Raw genomic sequence first — 18,632 nt, 5'->3', positions numbered from 1 at the left:
TTTAGCAATCAAGTATCAAATTCGAGAAAGGCACTCAAAATTTTATATTCATAGACATTTATTACATAATAGCAGATAAAAAATAGCCAGGGTCGTTTATAATAAAATGTTTATGATATATTGTTAATCTATTTTCCTTCTTTAAATCATTGAGTACATGACTGACTGTTTCTCTAGAAGTAGCTGAAAATTTGGCTACTTCCACAGTTGTCATTGGACATGGAATGTGAATGGTGTTATTTTTCGCCTCTCCTAGATCCTCTGCTAAATAACCAATAAATTGAGTTACCCTATTCTTTGCATGTGAGTCAGTAACTGTTTGAAGCCTATGTTCAAGCATCTCTACCTTTTTAGTTAAGCATTTCACTATATGTAGTAAAATATGCTTGTCTTTTTTAATGATCTCTTCAATAAAAATAGTAGGAATATATAATACTTCAAGATCTGTAAAAGCTTCAGCAGAATATTTATAAAAATCATCAACAAAAATACCTATATAAGGGAAAAATGATGTAGGCTTTAAAAAAGAATTAAATCGAGTTGTCCCATTCATATTCACCTTTTCAGTCTTTACGTAGCCACTTAATATTGAATACATCTTCTCTCTAGGATCTCCTTCAATAAAAAGCATTTGTCCCTTCTTGTAGTTCCTGTAGTATAGGTTCTTTTCAATTTCTTTAACTTCTCTTAGGGATAAACTTGATAACACTTCTAATTTTTTTATTACCTCAGTCAAATTGATTGTGGTTAACACAATATCCCCCCCCAAAGTTCTTAAACAATATTAGTACTAGTTAAGAGTTATCCTTTATTACAATCATAGCTAATTTTTATTACTGTGTGTAACACAAACAACATAACTCATATAATTGTAAAATATACTATATAATTAATTTTATAGTTAATTTTCATCAACGAATTTTTCAAAAATGTTACTATTTTGTGGAGGTGGATATAATGGATGAAAAAATCGCGATTGTAACAGGAGCTAACTCAGGAATGGGGTTGGCAACAACCGTTGAAATTGCCAAAACTGGGGCTACAGTTATCATGCTCTGTAGAAATAAAGAACGTGGTAACAAAGCTTTACAGGAAGCGATTGAACAAAGCAAATCAAACAAAATCGATTTAATGCTCTGTGATTTAGGATCCTTTGAAAGTATTCGTTCATTCGTCAAACAATTTAAAGAAAAATATAATGCTTTACATATATTAGTGAATAACGCTGGGGTTATCTCTTTAAAAAGGCAAGAAACAGTAGATGGTTATGAGGCACAAATAGGTGTTAACCATCTTGGACATTTTCTGTTAACTAACTTATTGCTAGATGTTATGAAAAACTCTAAGGAAGCTCGAATTGTTAATGTATCTTCTGGTGCTCATAAAATAGGAAAAATTCATTTTAACGATATTAACCTAACAAAAAGATATAGGACTTTTAAAAGCTATTCACAATCTAAACTAGCAAATATTTTATTCACTAAAGTGCTAGCTGAAAGATTAACAGAATCCTCTATTACAGTAAACGCTCTCCATCCTGGGGCAGTAGCTACAAATATTGGTGTAGACCGCAATACTGGTTTCGGTAAGACAATCGTTGGATTGTTGAAATACTTCTTCCTGACACCAGCCGAAGGGGCAGCTACTGCTATTTACCTTGCCACAAGCCCTGAAGTTAACGGTATAACTGGAGAATATTTTTATAAAAAAAAGATTGCTTCTATTTCAAAACGAGCTCAGGATAACGAAGCTGCGCATAGGTTATGGAACTGGAGTGAAGCTGCAGTAGAATTAACAAAGGATTCTTTATAAATAGGCTCTTTACGTAAACTTTGTTAGATAAAAAAGTCGCTTTACTCAACATTCATCGTTTTATAGAAGAAAAGATGCCATGACATTTAGTGTGTTTATGTTTTCATACGAAGAACAACATTCTATACAAACAGCCTTAAAAAAGATAGCTAGGTACTTATAATATTACACCTTCCTATAAATAATTCTCTATCGTCACTTCCATACTATTAATAGCATTATGACGAAGGAGGATTTCCATATGAACCAAAGTAAAATACCTGCACAGCATCAAAATCAACAACCTGGTCTGGAATACATGATGGACCCAAAACCAGTTTCAGCTCTGTCTTCCTATAAGGCGAGTGGTAAACTAAAAGATAAAGTTGCAATTATCAGTGGTGGGGACAGCGGTATAGGAAAGTCAGTCGCTATACATTATGCAAAAGAAGGATCACATATTGTTATCATTTATTTGAATGAACATGAAGATGCGACTGAAACAAAAGAACTTGTTGAACAAGAAGGTAGCAAATGTCTGTTAATTGATGGTGATATTGGTGACGAATCTTTTTGTATGCAAGCGATAAAACAAACCATAGAGCTTTTTGGAAAGATTGATATCATTGTAAATAACGCTGCTGAACAGCACCCACAAAGTGGGTTACTTAATATTACGTCAGCACAACTAGAACGAACGTTTAAAACAAATATTTTCTCCTTCTTTTATCTTACAAAGTTTGCATTACCCTATTTACAGCAAGGAAGTGCCATTATTAATACTACTTCTATTACAGCTTATGAAGGAAATGAACAGCTCATCGATTATTCAGCTACAAAAGGTGCAATTGTAGCCTTTACAAGGTCATTAGCAAAATCAGTAGTAGGAAAAGGCATTCGTGTTAATGGTGTGGCGCCTGGCCCGATTTGGACCCCTTTGATCCCTTCCACCTTTTCAAGCGGAAAGGTAGCAACATTTGGGAATAATACGCCAATGAAACGCCCTGGGCAGCCATGTGAGGTTGCCCCAGCATATGTATATTTAGCTAGTGATGATTCATCATATATGACTGGTCAAATACTACATATAAACGGTGGAAAAATAGTTAATGGGTAAAAAGAAAAGCTGGATTGCATATACTGGAAGCTTAATACATGAAGGTGGTGTTTCTCCCTTCGAATCAAGACTACATCACACTAAGCTGAACATCTAGAATTGTATAAGCTCCTTGGTCACCCTGGAAAAAGCGCTGAAACTAATTAGGATCTTAGTTAAAGAGGTAGAATTTTAAAAAAGATGATGTTGAAAAAGCCGAGTCCCTCTGGAATTCGGCTTTTTGATTAATAACAAGCATTTCTATAAAGGTTACTAAAAATGTTGCTCAAAACATAAAGAAAGACGTGTTTAGTATCATTACTGAACAGCGTCATTTCATGAATAATATTTTCTACTAGTTCAATGGTAAGCTAAGCCTACCTCTTCGAATTATCAACTTATTAATCATTGTGTCATATAATAATGATTAATTTGTAATACATACTTTTCCCTAAACACTATGTGATAGGTTGCTATTCGTTATGTTTCTTTAATAAGGACAATGTATAATTGTAATTTTATGTTAAAATAATGGTAGGGATTGTGAAGGGCTGTTCTAAAGTTTAAGACTTTGGAGTGATAAGGTTGGTGAAAAACTATTAAAAAGATTTTACTCCCAGTGATTTATGTAAGTGAATGGGTATTATTTTTGTATATACTAATTTTTGTCTTTATGTTCAATATGATATATTACGCTAATATAATTTTGATTGATATGCATTGGGAAGAGCCTATTTTATTGCCATTTATGAAATCATTAATCTTTGTATTAGTAGTAGGCATAGTTAGCTTTATATATATCAAATATCTAATAGGTAGTGCGTTATACATAAAAATTAAAGGAGTTATTTGGGGGTTATTATTCAGTTCGAATCTTCTAAGTTGTCTTCTTTGGTTTAGTTTAAGCTTTGGCTTTAATTTGTCTTATCATGAACGGATTTTACTAATAATAGCTATGTTAGTAAGTGCAATATTAACAATTCAAATTGTCTTTAAATATCGAAAAACTACAGTGACATAGTCCACTTAAAGTAGGTTGTTATACTCCCCTTCACTTATCAGATCTCACGCTCTTGATTCAGGTGGGGGTATTCTGACCGTAAAATGATACAATCTCTCTTAGCTAGTAAAATGTAATACACTTGTATAGAGGAAAATCGTAAATTTTTTTCGCGAAAGGCCGAGGAAGAGGCGAGAAAAAGACCATTCATAGGATCATTTTTTTATAGCGAGATTCATAGACATATTACAAGATCAATTGAGAAAATTAAAAAGGAAGAACCTGTGCAAACAAGAAGAACTGAGTGCTGATCAAAATAACCCAACTTTTCTTTAATTTATTACAATGGGTTTTCTAAGGGTGGTCACTTCTTAGAGAATCGTCTATTGTGTGAGACCGTGAGTTCTAAAGACACTTGCGGTCTTTCTTATTTTATGCAGATATTACTTTTCTATATCATAAATGTTTGGAAACGCACAATTCCACCACATGGTAACTTGTAAGATGTTACGATAGATATTGAATAATTACTTCAATTACAAACTATTCGTCGTTATTAGACAGATTAAGCAGTTTTTTGATTGATAAAGGAATAAAAGGGGTAAATGAATTGTGAAGATTTTATATGAGTTAATTATGATAAGCTTAGTAATTTTAATCATACTTACTTTTTGGGTAGAAAATTCTTTTAATCCCATTATAAGTTGGATAGTTTGGGTTGTGTTTTTCTTAGATTTCATAGGCAGATTAATTTTTGTAAAAAATAAATGGGAATTCATAAAAAATAATCCATTACTCATTGTTGCAATTATTCCATTTGATCAATTTTTTCAATTAGCCCGTCTTGTAAGAATCATTTATTTATTTAGGATTAAGACCATTACCAAATATTATGTACAGCCATTAGTTCAGCGGATATCTAATTTATCAAAATTACTAATTATCTTAGCCTTATTGATAATATTTTCTGTTGAAGCACTGCTATTATGGCAACTAGAGAACAATATTATATCTTTTTGGCATTCTTTTTATTTTGTGATAGGACAATTGATGTTTTTTGGACGAGATATATACGAGGTAAGTCATACTGTTAGTTATATATGTGTAACTTTTAATTCAATAGTCGGAGTTGTAATTCACGGGTTGGTGATTCAATGGCTTTTTAATAAAATCGAACCCTTTTATTTGAAATTTACTAGGACCAAGCGCAAAGGTGAATGATTTAGCAAAACTACTCGTCTCTAACGTTCGAAGTGGCTTTTCGGAAATTTTCAATCTACAAATAGGGATTAAATTGTATAAGACAATACTCATAATGAAAAACGCTTGAATTAATATTCAAGCGTTTTTTATGTCATCATATATACGATTATTACGTTGCCGTTTAATACACGTTTATATTTATTTCACCAGGTTATCTGAACCGCTTAGAGAAAACCTCTGAGCATGCCAGTACATTAATGAAATAATTATTGCTTGTAAGCTTATTTTTAATTCAGCTCTGATAACCCTTAAAGGCCTCTATATGCTAATACAATTGTTAACAAGAAAAACAATACAGACAAAATAATCGTTAAGTTTTGTAAAACAGCATCTAATCCTCTTGCCTTTTGCTTTCCGAAAAGCTGCTCAGCTCCACCAGAAATGGCACCTGATAATCCTGCGCTTTTCCCTGATTGTAAAACAACTACCGTAATAAGAGCTAAGCAATCTATCACTAATAATGTCACAAGAAATGTGTTCATATGATACACCTCCAGAAAATCGTACTATTCACTTATTATAATTTAGCATATCTTAAAACTACAGACAAGTCCTTTTCAGGTAGTGGCAGTATTTCAAGCACTACCGAAACAGATTATTTGTACTATTTGTTATTCCAGCTTTACCTATATTTATTTATATGAGGAGATATTTAATGATCTTTCGCTGCCACCCAGTGTCTCTTGCACTATGGCATTCATAGTATTCGAGTAGAGTTACCTTAGCATTGAAACTAATTTTTCCCCGATGGCCTCGTCATTTGCTATTAGAGAAACATGACGTGATATATTAAAATCTTGAATTTCGATAGCTTTAACATTCTCTGAACTATTTTGTATAAATATTTCTGGAAGAATGGACATACCAAGGTTTGCTTCAACAAAACCTAATATACTTTGACCAAATTCAATTTCTGAGGCAACCTTTAAAGTAGAGCCCTTTGACGTAAATTCTTTGTCAACGAGCATTCTAGCATCGCAAGTAGGGGGAAGTACAACAAATGATTCATCCTTTATTTCATGAAAGGAAATAGAAGTTTGATTAGTATAAATCGGATGATTGGCATTTATAAATAAGAAAAAGCGTTCTGAAAATAAAAACTTAGAGTAATAAGAATGTTTGATTTCTCGATCATCAAATAATGCAACGTCTATTAGCCCCTGCTCTAGTCCAGATAATAATTCCAAAAAGCTATGAGAAATTTTCACTCTGAATTGATCATTGAACTTATGCTTAGCAAATTTATATGGAAGATAAGACGTTGCTATACTCGGCCAAGATCCTATTGTAATATCACCTATTCCTTGACTAAGATTAATTTCTTTACGTACAGAATTGACTTCCTTTAAGATATTTTTACTGCTTTTTAATAATATTTCACCAGCTTGAGTTAATCGAACACCCGTAGAAGAGCGAATAAATAAACTAGCGCCTAAATCTATCTCAAGGTTTCTTATTTGTTTACTTAAAGCAGGTTGACTCATGTGTAATAATTCACTCGATTTAGTCAAACTTTTCGTTTCTGCAGTTATTTGAAATGCTTCTAACCATTCAATTTTCATGTATTTCACCTTTATAACTTTCTGTTATTCCCATCTAACATAATGGAAGTACATAATCTTATATATTGATGATAACCTATAGAAGTAACGAAGACAATTTTCCAATAAGAACAATACTACATCAATAATTATTTTAATTAGGAGGTATATACATTGGCAAATATATTAATGGTTATATCAAATGGAATAGCAGTAAAATCATATCGAACAGGTTATTGGTCTGAGGAATTTCATGTTCCATTAAATGTATTAGAAGCAGAGGGTCATACTGTGTCAATTGCTTCACCAAAAGGCGGAGATGGGATGGTTGATCAGTTTTCTTTAAATGATGAAACAGACCCAGACGGGAAATCAAGAGAGTTTGAAAAGCTTGGGCGTTGGAAGGATACGCTACGTTTAGCTGACTTACAAGGAAAAGATTACGATGTCATATTATTTGTCGGAGGACATGGACCTATGTTCGATGTTTCCTACGATCCACATGCTCATCGTTTAATAAATGAAATTTATGATAATAAAGGCATCGTTGCAGCAGAGTGTCATGCACCTTCTGTGCTAGCTTTCACTTATAGAGAAGACGGTAAATCAATCATCGATGGAAAAAAGGTTACTGCTTTTCCAGATGCCTATGAACCAAAGGAAGTAATAGAGTTTCTACCATATAGTGTAGAGCAAGAGCTGGCGAAAGTAGGCACATATGTCGACAAATTAGACCAGCCAGCATTAGCGATTTGGGCAGATGATCAAATTATTACGAGCCGTGACCCTGCATCATCGGAAAGTATCGCTCAAGAAATTGTAAAAGCATTAAAGAAAGATTAATTATATTAACAGCTGGCACATGAAGAATTTCAATTTGTGTTTCAGCTGTTTTCTTTTCTGAAGATTTGACTACGGAAATATGCAAGTCTGTTCGAAAGGTAAACTTATTTAAGTATACTATCACACTTAGTAACAGACTAAGTTAAACAAATAAAAGGGTGGGACAGATGTTTATTAAGCAAAATTTTATAAACGGTCAATGGATAGCATCAGAAGATGTTATTGCTATCAAAAACCCGGCAACGAAAGCAATAATAGGAGAAGTTTCAAATGGCGGGCATACAGAAGCAGTTTTAGCTATTGAAGCAGCATCAAAAGCCTTTGCTTTATGGTCAAAAAAGACTGCAAGGTATAGAAGTCAACTTCTTTATCGATGGTATCAATTAATTAAAGAGAATCAAGATGAACTAGCTCGGATCATAACGATTGAGCAAGGAAAACCATTAAAGGAAGCTTTAGCAGAGATCGAATATGCAAATGAGTATGTGTTATGGTATGCAGAGGAAGCGAAACGAAATTATGGTAATACGATTCCAGCTTCTACAACTAATAAACATATTATAGTAAAAAAAGAGCCAGTAGGAGTAGTTGCTGCTATTACACCTTGGAATTTCCCTGCTGCAATGATTACTAGGAAACTTGCCCCAGCATTAGCAGCTGGATGTACCGTCGTTGTAAAGCCTTCAGAAGAAACGCCTTTTACCGCTTTAAAGTTAATACAATTAGCAGAAAAAGCTAATTTCCCTAGAGGCGTAATAAATATCGTAACAGGTAATGCTAAACAAATTGGCGATGCTTGGTTACGAGATAAGCGGGTTAGAAAATTAAGTTTTACTGGATCAACACCTGTAGGAAAACTTCTAATGAAAGAAGCAGCTGATTCTGTAAAAAAATTATCTCTCGAACTAGGGGGACATGCACCATTCATTGTCACAGCACAGGCAGACATCGATAGAGCTGTTGAAGGAGCCATTCAATCTAAATTCCGCAATGCAGGTCAAGTGTGTGTTGCATCTAACCGTTTCTATATTCATGAAGATGTGATAGAAAGCTTTACAGCTAGATTAGTAGAACGCACTTCTCGTTTAACCATGGGAAATGGGTTGAACAATAACATTGATATAGGACCCCTCATTAATGAGAATGCTATAACAAAAGTTATGTATCATATTGAAGATGCTGTAGAGAAAGGTGCGTCTATTTTAACAGGGGGGAAAAAGATCTCGGAAGAAAAAGGTCATTATTTTCAGCCTACTGTCATTGGAAATGTGACAGATGATATGGTCTGTATGCAGGATGAAACGTTTGGACCGTTAGCCCCCATTACCTCCTTTAAAACGATTGATGAAGTAGTGAACAGGGCAAATAGCAGTCAATATGGTCTTGCTGCATATGTATTCACAACTAGTTTAGATGAAGCTACATTTTTCATGAACAATTTAGAGTATGGAGTAATAGGTGTAAATGATGGACTCCCATCAGCTGCGCAAGCTCCTTTTGGCGGTTATAAAGAAAGTGGATTAGGTAGAGAAGGCGGGTACTTTGGAATAGAAGAATATTTAGAGCAGAAGTATATCTCTGTAGACTCCTTTACGCAATAAGCCGTGATTCAAAATACAAAGCTATGGGTATAGAAGCAAAAAATTGCATATCAAACTAAGAAGACCCCACATTACGTGAGGTCTTCAATAATCTTCAATAATGTTATTTCTTTAAGTTATAGAATGATGCTAAACCATCAAAGCGTGCAGTTTCTTGTAATTGATCTTCGATGCGTAACAATTGATTATACTTCGCAACACGATCTGTACGTGATGGTGCACCCGTTTTGATTTGTCCTGCATTTGTTGCAACAGCGATATCAGCAATCGTGCTATCTTCAGTTTCACCTGAACGGTGAGAAATTACAGCTGTATAGCCCGCACGTTTTGCCATTTCAATTGCATCAAATGTTTCAGTTAAGGTACCAATTTGGTTCACTTTAATCAGGATTGAATTACTAATTCCTTTTTCAATTCCTTCTTCAAGTTTTTTCGTATTTGTTACAAATAAATCGTCACCTACTAATTGAACTTTGTGTCCGATACGTTCTGTTAGTAGCTTATGGCCTTCCCAGTCATTTTCATCTAAGCCATCTTCAATTGAGATGATAGGATACTTTTCAACAAGCTCCTCATAGAATGAAACCATTTCTTCAGACGTTTTCACAACGCCTTCACCTTCTAAATGGTATTTGCCATCATCTTTGTTGTATAACTCAGATGAAGCTACATCCATTGCTAACATAATTTGTTCGCCTGGTTTATAGCCTGCTTTTTCAATAGCTTCAATAATTGTTTGTAACGCTTCTTCATTTGAGCTTAGGTTTGGTGCAAATCCACCTTCATCACCTACAGCTGTATTGTAGCCTTTTGCTTTAAGAACAGATTTTAGACTATGGAATATTTCTGCGCCCATACGAAGTGCTTCCTTGAAGTTTTGTGCACCTACAGGCATAACCATGAATTCTTGAACATCTACATTATTATCTGCATGCTCTCCACCATTTACGATATTCATCATAGGAACAGGTAATGTTTTTGCGTTAACTCCACCTAGATATTGGTATAGTGGAACTTCTAAGAAATCAGCCGCAGCACGTGCAACTGCCATTGATACACCTAAGATAGCATTTGCACCTAAATTACCTTTGTTTTCTGTGCCATCTAATGCCATTAACGCTTTGTCAATTGCTACTTGATCAGTAACATCAAAGCCTACCATTTTTGGAGCGATGATTTCATTCACATTATTTACCGCTTGGATAACTCCTTTACCTAAATAACGATCTTTATCCCCATCACGTAATTCCACCGCTTCATATTCTCCAGTAGATGCACCACTTGGTACTAATGCACGTCCAAATGCACCAGATTCAGTATATACTTCTACTTCAACTGTTGGATTTCCACGAGAATCTAATACTTCACGACCATAAACGTCTACAATGATTGACATAATTATCTCTCCTTATTCGTTAATTAATGATTTTCCAGTCATTTCACTTGGTTGCTTTACATTTAATAATTGTAGCATTGTAGGTGCTAAATCACCTAATTTACCACCATCTCTTAACTCAATTCCGTGTTTTGTTAGGATCACAGGAACTGGGTTTGTCGTATGTGCTGTCATTGGCTTTCCTTCTAAAGTTACCACTTCATCAGAATTGCCATGGTCAGCGGTAATAATAGCTGTTCCACCTTTGGCTTCAATTGCATCTATTATTTTTCCTAAACATTCATCCACTGCTTCTATCGCCTTAATGGTTGGTTCTAGCATTCCGGAATGCCCAACCATATCAGGATTGGCATAGTTTAGAATAATTGCATCGTGCTTATCTGCGTCAATTTCCTTTAATAACGCATCAGTCACTTCATAGGCACTCATTTCTGGCTTTAAATCATACGTTGCTACCTTAGGTGAATCAATTAAAATCCGCTCTTCACCAGGGAATTCTTCTTCACGACCACCGCTCATAAAGAAGGTGACATGCGGATACTTTTCAGTTTCTGCAATCCTTAATTGCTTTAAGCCATTTTGTGATAGGACTTCACCAATTGTATTGTCTAAATTTACTGGTTTAAAGGCTACGTATCCTTTTACCGTTTCACTAAAATGTGTTAGACAAACAAAATGTAAGTTTTTCGGATGCTTTGGTCCTCTGTCAAACGAACGAAAATCTTCATTCGTGAAAGTATTTGAAATTTGTATTGCTCTGTCTGGCCTGAAATTATAGAAGATTACCGCATCATCATCTTGGATGGTTGCTACTGGTGAGCCATCATCTTTGACAATAACTGAAGGTAACACGAATTCATCATAAATGCCGTTCGCATAAGAATCGTCTACACATTCAATCGCACTTTGATACGTCGGTCCCTCACCATAAACCATGGAGCGATAAGATTTTTCAACACGGTCCCATCGTTTGTCTCTGTCCATTGAATAATAACGTCCAGAAATTGTAGCAATTTCTCCTACACCAATCTCAGCAATTTTTTCATTAAGACTATGAATGTAGGTTTTCGCTGTTTGTGGACCAACATCGCGTCCATCTAGGAAACCATGAACATAAACCTTTTCTACACCTTCATTTGCAGCTAGCTTTAACAACGCGTACAAATGTTGTATATGGCTATGAACACCCCCATCAGATAATAAGCCAAAAATATGGAGGTTTGAACCTTTTTTCTTCGCATGATCCATCGCATGTAAGAAAGTATCGTTACTCTCAAATTCACCTTCGCGAATGGCTACGTTGACACGTGTTAAGCTTTGGTAAACAATTCGACCAGCACCAATATTTAAATGTCCAACTTCTGAGTTACCCATTTGACCTTCTGGAAGTCCTACTGCTTCCCCACTTGCTGTTAATGTTGCATGAGGATAGCTACTCCAATATCGATCAAAATTAGGCTTCTTTGCATGGGCTACAGCATTCCCTTTCGTTTCATCACGAAATGCAAAGCCATCTAAAATAATTAGTGCTACTGGTTTTTTACTCATGATTTGCTGCCCCCAAGAGCTGTAGGAAAGACTTTGGATCTAGACTTGCTCCACCGACGAGTGCACCGTCAATATGAGGTTGTGCCATATACTCGTTAATGTTCTCAGGCTTTACACTTCCACCATATTGAATACGTGTTGCATCTGCCACCTCTTGAGAAAATTGCTCAGCAATAACTGAACGAATATGTTCACAAACTGCATTAGCATCTGCAGATGTAGATGACTTACCAGTACCGATTGCCCAAATTGGTTCATATGCTATAACAGTTTGTTTTGCTTGTTCAGATGTTAAACCATCCAACGCTTTTCTCACTTGATCAGCTACAAGATCATTAGTTTGACCAGCTTCACGTTGCTCTAATGTTTCACCACAGCAAACAATAGGAGTAAGTTGATGATCAAAAGCTGCTTTTGTTTTTTTGTTTACAGTTTCGTCAGTTTCAGCAAACATCTCTCTACGTTCAGAATGTCCAATAATAACATAGCTTACTCGCAAATCTTCAAGTGCAACTGGGCTAATTTCTCCAGTAAAAGCACCACTGTTTTCGAAGTGCATATTTTGTGCACCAATTTTCAAATCAGTATTTGTAGTACTTGCCACTAACTTTTCTAAGAATAATGCTGGAGCACAAACGACTGAGTCAACTTTGCTAGGAGCAGGTACAAGACCTTTCACTTCATCTACAAAGCTTACTGCTTCTGAAAGTACTTTATTCATTTTCCAGTTCCCAGCGATGATTGGTTTACGCATCGTACAACATTCCTTTCTTTCTAGAGGATGTTCAAGAAGTTTCATTCGTTCTTGAACAAGCATTTATTGGGAAATTACTATAAGGTCGTGTTCAAAAAGAATGGACAACTGAGTAATTCGACCGTCATTTATCCCTTACCTTTTAAACAACTTCTTTATTTATTTATCTTGTAATGCTACAACACCTGGTAAAGCCTTACCTTCCATAAATTCAAGTGAAGCTCCACCACCTGTCGAAATATGACTCATCTTATCAGCTAAATCAAATTTCTCGACCGCTGCAGCTGAATCTCCACCACCGATGACAGAATACGTTTCATTTGCATCAGCAAGTGCTTCTGCAACTGCCTTAGTTCCATTAGCAAAAGAGTCCAATTCAAAAACACCCATCGGTCCATTCCAAATAACAAGCTTAGATTTCGCAATCACATCTCGATAAATTTCTCTTGTTTTTGGACCAATATCTAAACCTTCCCAATCACTCGGGATGTTTTCGATACTTACATGTTTTATGTTAGCCTCATTTGAAAAATCGTCTGCAACAACCGTATCAACAGGCATATAAAAGTTCACACCTTTTGCTTTTGCCTTATCAATAAATGATTTTGCTAGATCAATTTTATCTTCTTCTAGTAAGGATTTACCAACATCATGTCCTAAAGCTTTGATAAATGTGTACGCTAATCCTCCACCGATAATGAGATTATCAACATTATCAAGAAGGTTATCAATTACACCAATTTTATCTTTTACTTTTGCTCCTCCAATAACTGCTGTAAATGGGCGCTCAGGATTAGATAAAGCTTTGCCTAGCACTTCAAGCTCTTTTTCCATTAAAAATCCTGATACTGCAGGTAAATGTTCTGCTATACCAGCTGTTGTTGCATGCGCGCGATGTGCAGCACCAAAAGCATCATTTACATATATGTCAGCAAGCTCTGCGAAAGTTTTTGCTAATTCAGGATCATTTTTTTCTTCTCCTGAATAGAAACGAACGTTTTCAAGTAAAAGTACATCACCTTCTGATAAACTAGCAATTGCATTGTTTACTTCTTCACCGTATGCAACATTAGTCTTAACTACTTGTTTCCCAAGATGCTCACTTAAACGTTCTGCAACCGCAGTTAAGCGTAGTTCTTCCACAACGTTTCCTTTAGGACGTCCAAGATGACTTGCTAAAATTACTTTTGCGCCTTGCTCCATCAAATATTGAATTGTTGGAAGTGCTGCACGAATACGAGTGTCATCAGTGACAACTCCATCTTTCATAGGCACATTAAAATCGACACGACAAAAAACTCGCTTTCCTTTTACATCAACATCTTTTACAGTCTTTTTGTTCATTTGCAAAAGGCCTCCATTTCTGATGATTCTTCATAATCATTACTAAATCATGATAAGCGAAGTATTTATATCAAATTCTCTTTTCTTAAGTAAAGGGAGGGGGAATACTTCCCCTCTCCCCTATTGCAATGTATTTATGTTATCTTACAAGCCTTTTGCAACCATGTAGTCAATTAAATCAACAACACGATTAGAATATCCACTTTCATTGTCATACCAAGATACAACTTTCACAAGATTTCCTTCCATAACCATTGTTGAAAGTGAATCAATTGTAGATGAAGCAGGGTCACCGTTGTAATCGCCAGATACTAATGGCTCTTCACTGTAGTTTAAGATTCCTTTTAGGTCGCCTTCAGAAGCTTGTTTGAAAGCAGCGTTAATTTCTTCAGCAGTAACTTCTTTGTCAACCTCAGCAACTAAGTCAACTAAAGAAACGTTTGGAGTTGGTACGCGCATAGCCATACCATTTAATTTTCCTTTTAATTCAGGTAATACTAATGAAACAGCTTTTGCAGCACCAGTAGTCGTTGGAATAATATTTTCAGCAGCTGCACGAGCACGTCTGTAATCTTTATGTGGTAAATCTAAGATTTGTTGGTCATTTGTATATGAGTGAACAGTCGTCATCATACCACGACGGATACCAAAGTTATCATTTAATACTTTAGCGAATGGTGCAAGACAGTTTGTTGTACAAGATGCATTTGAAACTACGTGATGGTTTGCAGCATCATATTGATCTTCATTTACACCCATAACGATTGTAATATCTTCATCTGAAGCAGGAGCAGAAATAATTACTTTTTTAGCGCCAGCTTCAATATGTTTAGCAGCATCAACGCGCTTAGTGAAACGACCAGTTGACTCAACTACAACATCAACTCCAAGGTCTCCCCAACCAAGTTGTGCTGGATCACGTTCTGCTTTTACAAGGATTTCCTTACCGTCAACTACTAAATTGTTACCATTAACAGTTACATCAACATCTAATTTTCCATGAACCGAGTCATATTTTAAAAGGTGAGCAAGCATATTTGCATCTGTTAAATCATTAACAGCAACTACTTCAATATTAGGGTTTTTTAATGCAGCACGAAATACGATACGACCAATACGGCCAAATCCATTAATACCAACTTTTACAGTCATGATAATTTCCTCCTTAAGATAAAAAGCTTAAATATATTTAGGTAGGGATTAACCCTTAACTAACTCTTTTGCAGCACCTTCATCGGTAATTAGCAAGGCGTTACTAGTTTGTTTAAAATAGGCCTTAATTGCTTTAGCCTTTGAGCCACCACCAGCAATTGCTATTACTGATTTACTATGTTTTAGGTCTTCAAGTTGTAAGCCAATCGTTTGAGCTTTATATACGACTTCTCCATGCTTATTAAAGTAATATCCAAAAGCTTCTGCTACAGCATTAGCCAGTTCGATTTTCTTCATATCTTCATCAGAAGTTTTTCGGCGTATAGCCATAGTTTTAGCGTCTCCGATACCATGTATAACTATACTGGATGATTTTATAAGCGTGAGTACCTCTTTAATCGCTGGTTCCTCTATAATCGATTGGTAAGCTTCAGTACTAACTTGATCTGGAACATGAAGCAATTGATAGTTACCCATTGCTTTTTCAGCCATTTTTGCACATATCGTATTCGCTTGATTTTTTACATTCTCTCCTAAGCCACCTCGTGCAGGAACAAATAAGGTTTCCTTACTTTCGGTATTGGGAGTCATCATCTCTGCTACAGCAGCTAAAGTTGTACCTCCAGTTACCGCAACGATGCTGTTATCTTTCAGGCGTTTTTTAATACATGCAACACTCGCTCTGCCCATTTCTTTCTGAACCCAAGCTGATTGATCACTATCACCTGATACTACAATTACTTCGTGTAAGCCTAATTTTTTCTTAACCTTCTCTTCAAGTAGCTTTAGTCCAGAGATTTCCTTCATCATCTCCTCAAGCTGCCGAAGAACGTAGACACCATCTTTCGTAATTGTCATACCAGACGCTTGTACAGAAAGTAAATCTTGATCCTTTAAAAATTGTACTTCAGCACGTAAGACCCTTTCACTCATACCTAGGCTAAGTGATAAACTTCTTCTGCCTATAGGTTGCATTAACCTTACATATTGTAAAACTTGATAGCGCCTTTGCATAACCTCTAGAAGGTTAGGTAATAATTTTTGTTGAACTTCAATTAATGAACGCATTGCAGTTCTCCTTAAAATTGGTGAAATTACCATCCGGGACTTATTAAGTCCACCTATGACATATTATGTCCCGCATGTGGTAAAAAAAATCACCCCTGTTACAACTCTTATTCTAACAGGACTGACTACTATAATCAACCATTTAATCCTTGCTGTAAGCGCTTTTTTATTACATTTTTGTGAATAACTCCATACGCAATTTCTTCGTCGGCTATCTTAACTACAGGTATCATTAACTGATATTTCTCTAATAGCTGATCATCCTTGTAAATATCAATTAATTCAAGTTGAAAAGGAATTTCCTCTTGTAGTTCAACTAATACTTTTTGAGCTTTGTCACATAAAGGGCAGTTTTCCTTCGTATACATGATTACTGTTTTGCTCATATCTTTCATCCTTTCAAAACAAAAACGCCTTCTTCAATCATATCTTTTTCTTTTTGAAGAAGACAAGATACCTAATTGATCTCTATACTTTGCAATTGTTCTTCGTGACACAATAATTTTGAAATCTCTATTTAACAGATTAACTAGTTTTTGGTCAGACAAAGGGCTAGCTTTGTCTTCTTCGTTAATCATTTGCTGTATTAACTCTTTAACTCTTGTTGAGGAAGCATCTTCATTAGAAGAAGTATTTAGACTACTACTGAAAAACACCTTCATTTCAACTAAACCAAAAGGAGTCTGCACATATTTTCCTTTAACCGCTCTACTGACAGTAGATTCATGACATCCTACTACTTCTGCGACCTCTCTCATTGTAAGGGGTTTCAAAGATGATAACCCATTAACAAAAAAATCTGTCTGCCTCAATATGATTTGTTTTGTAACGCTTAATAAAGTCTGCTTTCTTTGTTCGAGGCTTTTCATAATCCATCCCCATTGTAAACCTTTTTCTCTTACAAAAGCACTCACTTTCTCATCGTCTACATTAGATAGGTCTTGCTCATATTGAACGTTAAATGATAGCTTTGGAAAATAATCTTCGTTAATAGAAGCTTCAAAATGTCCATTTTTCCGTTCAATAATTATATCAGGAATAATATAGGTTGTCTGTTCATGATGAAAAATATGCCCAGGACGAGGCTCTAACATTTGTATATGATCAAATATTTGTTGAATCTCCTTAGGCTTAACATTCAATATTTTCGCCAAAGCCTTCCACGATTTTTGTGTAAACAGTTCAAAGTAATCTTTAATAATAATTTCGGCTAGTTCGTTCCTATGCTGCTCCCTTTGTAGCTGTATAAGCAGGCACTCTTGGACATTCCTTGCCCCGACTCCAACTGGATCAAGGTTTTGAATAATTTCTACACATTTAGTTATATCCTGCTCAGTAACCCCAAAGCGATTAATGACATCTTGAGCCTCAAAATGAAGATAACCGTTATTATCTATATTTTCTATTAGATGATCAACAACATTTCTTTCTATATTACTTATTGGTAATAGTAATATTTGTGAACGAAGATGATCGAATAATTTTTCAGGCTCTCCTCCGATATTCTCCAACCAATTATGTTGCTTACTTTGAGAGGATGTGTTGGAAGTTTTTTTTCTAGGTATGTCAAATGGTGTACTTTCCTGTATCTCAACAAGAGGATTTTCTATAGCTATATCATGTAAAAAGGTAAGTAGTTCTTGAGAGGAATATTGAAGAAGCTCAATTGCTTGAGATAGTTCCTTAGTCATCGTAAGCTTTAACGTTTGTTCTTGAAATAACCCCGGTCTCATTTCCATGCTCTCCACCCCATATCTATTTTACAATATATGAGATAATAGGTGTATGGTAAAACAATGGAAGTTAGAAAAGCGCAGACGACTTGCTCAGCCTCGACAAGCGTTGGAGCTTAAAACTGTGAAGGCGCTTTTTGCCTTTATGGTTTTAAGCGAAACGACTCGAGAGGCTAGGAGGCGAAACTAGACATAGAAAAACGGAAGCACCTTGGTCATCCCCGACAAGCGCTGGAACCATTACACATAAAGGCGCTTTTTGCCTTTCGGTGTGATGGTGAAACGACTCGAGGGGCTAGGTGCTGGAGTTAGACAACTAGAAAAGTGGAGACGACTCAATTCCATCTAACATCCGCCCAAGTCCTGTAGGCTCCGTAGCAATGTCGGCATTCATGACTCACCTCGACAAACACCTTAGCTCTATCATTTGAAGGCGCTCTTCGCCTTCGAAGTTTCTTGAACAAAAAAAACCTTCTTTTGAAAAGAAGGTTTTTTCTCTTAC

The 18,632-nt window shown here is 35.6% G+C and carries 16 protein-coding genes; 5 read left to right on the top strand and 11 right to left on the bottom strand.

Annotated elements, in window-relative coordinates; all coding sequences use genetic code 11:
* Nucleotides 1-61: 61 nt before the first annotated feature.
* On the bottom strand, nucleotides 62-754 hold the full coding sequence (locus SLH52_RS01940) for a Crp/Fnr family transcriptional regulator (protein WP_320207618.1): 693 nt from the start codon (nucleotides 752-754) through the stop codon (nucleotides 62-64).
* Between the two features lie 203 nt (nucleotides 755-957).
* Between SLH52_RS01940 and SLH52_RS01935 the strand changes: the two genes are divergently transcribed.
* From SLH52_RS01935 to SLH52_RS01925, 3 genes are all read left to right on the top strand, one after another.
* On the top strand, nucleotides 958-1,812 hold the full coding sequence (locus SLH52_RS01935; RefSeq protein ID WP_320207617.1) for an SDR family oxidoreductase: 855 nt from the start codon (nucleotides 958-960) through the stop codon (nucleotides 1,810-1,812).
* A 241-nt stretch (nucleotides 1,813-2,053) separates the two neighbouring features.
* The gene (locus SLH52_RS01930; RefSeq protein WP_320207616.1) at nucleotides 2,054-2,908 is read left to right on the top strand and encodes an SDR family oxidoreductase; all 855 of its coding nucleotides are present in this window, start codon (nucleotides 2,054-2,056) and stop codon (nucleotides 2,906-2,908) included.
* 1,591 nt (nucleotides 2,909-4,499) lie between these two features.
* Nucleotides 4,500-5,108, top strand: coding sequence for a transporter (locus SLH52_RS01925; protein WP_320207615.1), 609 nt, complete (start codon nucleotides 4,500-4,502; stop codon nucleotides 5,106-5,108).
* A 290-nt stretch (nucleotides 5,109-5,398) separates the two neighbouring features.
* Here SLH52_RS01925 and secG read toward each other — a convergent pair whose 3' ends face one another.
* Nucleotides 5,399-5,632, bottom strand: coding sequence for a preprotein translocase subunit SecG (gene secG, locus SLH52_RS01920; RefSeq protein WP_320207614.1), 234 nt, complete (start codon nucleotides 5,630-5,632; stop codon nucleotides 5,399-5,401).
* Nucleotides 5,633-5,866: 234 nt separating this feature from the next.
* On the bottom strand, nucleotides 5,867-6,712 hold the full coding sequence (locus SLH52_RS01915) for a LysR family transcriptional regulator (protein ID WP_320207613.1): 846 nt from the start codon (nucleotides 6,710-6,712) through the stop codon (nucleotides 5,867-5,869).
* A 153-nt stretch (nucleotides 6,713-6,865) separates the two neighbouring features.
* On the opposite strand from SLH52_RS01915, the gene SLH52_RS01910 reads away from it, so the two are divergent.
* A complete protein-coding gene (locus SLH52_RS01910; RefSeq protein ID WP_320207612.1) occupies nucleotides 6,866-7,534 on the top strand; it encodes a type 1 glutamine amidotransferase domain-containing protein in 669 nt (222 codons plus the stop codon).
* Between the two features lie 167 nt (nucleotides 7,535-7,701).
* On the top strand, nucleotides 7,702-9,135 hold the full coding sequence (locus SLH52_RS01905; protein ID WP_320207611.1) for an NAD-dependent succinate-semialdehyde dehydrogenase: 1,434 nt from the start codon (nucleotides 7,702-7,704) through the stop codon (nucleotides 9,133-9,135).
* A 103-nt stretch (nucleotides 9,136-9,238) separates the two neighbouring features.
* Here the strand turns inward: SLH52_RS01905 and eno are convergent, their stop codons facing one another.
* From eno to rpoN, 8 genes are all read right to left on the bottom strand, one after another.
* A complete protein-coding gene (eno, locus tag SLH52_RS01900; RefSeq protein WP_320207610.1) occupies nucleotides 9,239-10,531 on the bottom strand; it encodes a phosphopyruvate hydratase in 1,293 nt (430 codons plus the stop codon).
* A 12-nt stretch (nucleotides 10,532-10,543) separates the two neighbouring features.
* On the bottom strand, nucleotides 10,544-12,079 hold the full coding sequence (gene gpmI, locus SLH52_RS01895; RefSeq protein ID WP_320207609.1) for a 2,3-bisphosphoglycerate-independent phosphoglycerate mutase: 1,536 nt from the start codon (nucleotides 12,077-12,079) through the stop codon (nucleotides 10,544-10,546).
* On the bottom strand, nucleotides 12,072-12,833 hold the full coding sequence (gene tpiA, locus SLH52_RS01890; RefSeq protein ID WP_320207608.1) for a triose-phosphate isomerase: 762 nt from the start codon (nucleotides 12,831-12,833) through the stop codon (nucleotides 12,072-12,074). The genes gpmI and tpiA overlap by 8 nt, the downstream gene beginning before the upstream one ends.
* A 159-nt stretch (nucleotides 12,834-12,992) precedes the next feature.
* The gene (locus tag SLH52_RS01885) at nucleotides 12,993-14,177 is read right to left on the bottom strand and encodes a phosphoglycerate kinase (protein ID WP_320207607.1); all 1,185 of its coding nucleotides are present in this window, start codon (nucleotides 14,175-14,177) and stop codon (nucleotides 12,993-12,995) included.
* Between the two features lie 144 nt (nucleotides 14,178-14,321).
* Complete coding sequence (gene gap, locus SLH52_RS01880) at nucleotides 14,322-15,329, bottom strand: type I glyceraldehyde-3-phosphate dehydrogenase (protein WP_320207606.1); 1,008 nt, start codon at nucleotides 15,327-15,329, stop codon at nucleotides 14,322-14,324.
* A 48-nt stretch (nucleotides 15,330-15,377) separates the two neighbouring features.
* The gene (locus tag SLH52_RS01875; RefSeq protein WP_320207605.1) at nucleotides 15,378-16,397 is read right to left on the bottom strand and encodes a sugar-binding domain-containing protein; all 1,020 of its coding nucleotides are present in this window, start codon (nucleotides 16,395-16,397) and stop codon (nucleotides 15,378-15,380) included.
* A 134-nt stretch (nucleotides 16,398-16,531) separates the two neighbouring features.
* Nucleotides 16,532-16,783 carry a glutaredoxin family protein gene (locus SLH52_RS01870; protein WP_320207604.1) on the bottom strand — a complete coding sequence of 84 codons (252 nt, stop codon included), beginning with the start codon at nucleotides 16,781-16,783 and terminating at the stop codon, nucleotides 16,532-16,534.
* A 33-nt stretch (nucleotides 16,784-16,816) separates the two neighbouring features.
* Nucleotides 16,817-18,136, bottom strand: coding sequence for an RNA polymerase factor sigma-54 (gene rpoN / locus SLH52_RS01865; RefSeq protein ID WP_320207603.1), 1,320 nt, complete (start codon nucleotides 18,134-18,136; stop codon nucleotides 16,817-16,819).
* Nucleotides 18,137-18,632 lie beyond the last annotated feature (496 nt).

Origin of the sequence: Cytobacillus sp. IB215665, from assembly GCF_033963835.1 — a bacterium.
Classification (GTDB): domain Bacteria; phylum Bacillota; class Bacilli; order Bacillales; family SM2101; genus Nanhaiella.
Note: the sequence above shows the minus strand (reverse complement) of the source record. Positions and strands in the feature narration are given on the sequence as shown.

Coding starts and splice junctions, on each gene's coding strand:
- SLH52_RS01935 (WP_320207617.1), top strand. CDS start 958: ATGGATGAAAAAATCGCGATTGTAACAGGAGCTAACTCAGGAATGGGG.
- SLH52_RS01930 (WP_320207616.1), top strand. CDS start 2,054: ATGAACCAAAGTAAAATACCTGCACAGCATCAAAATCAACAACCTGGT.
- secG (WP_320207614.1), bottom strand. CDS start 5,632: ATGAACACATTTCTTGTGACATTATTAGTGATAGATTGCTTAGCTCTT.
- SLH52_RS01915 (WP_320207613.1), bottom strand. CDS start 6,712: ATGAAAATTGAATGGTTAGAAGCATTTCAAATAACTGCAGAAACGAAA.
- SLH52_RS01905 (WP_320207611.1), top strand. CDS start 7,702: ATGTTTATTAAGCAAAATTTTATAAACGGTCAATGGATAGCATCAGAA.
- eno (WP_320207610.1), bottom strand. CDS start 10,531: ATGTCAATCATTGTAGACGTTTATGGTCGTGAAGTATTAGATTCTCGT.
- gpmI (WP_320207609.1), bottom strand. CDS start 12,079: ATGAGTAAAAAACCAGTAGCACTAATTATTTTAGATGGCTTTGCATTT.
- tpiA (WP_320207608.1), bottom strand. CDS start 12,833: ATGCGTAAACCAATCATCGCTGGGAACTGGAAAATGAATAAAGTACTT.
- SLH52_RS01885 (WP_320207607.1), bottom strand. CDS start 14,177: ATGAACAAAAAGACTGTAAAAGATGTTGATGTAAAAGGAAAGCGAGTT.
- gap (WP_320207606.1), bottom strand. CDS start 15,329: ATGACTGTAAAAGTTGGTATTAATGGATTTGGCCGTATTGGTCGTATC.
- SLH52_RS01875 (WP_320207605.1), bottom strand. CDS start 16,397: ATGCGTTCATTAATTGAAGTTCAACAAAAATTATTACCTAACCTTCTA.
- SLH52_RS01870 (WP_320207604.1), bottom strand. CDS start 16,783: ATGAGCAAAACAGTAATCATGTATACGAAGGAAAACTGCCCTTTATGT.
- rpoN (WP_320207603.1), bottom strand. CDS start 18,136: ATGGAAATGAGACCGGGGTTATTTCAAGAACAAACGTTAAAGCTTACG.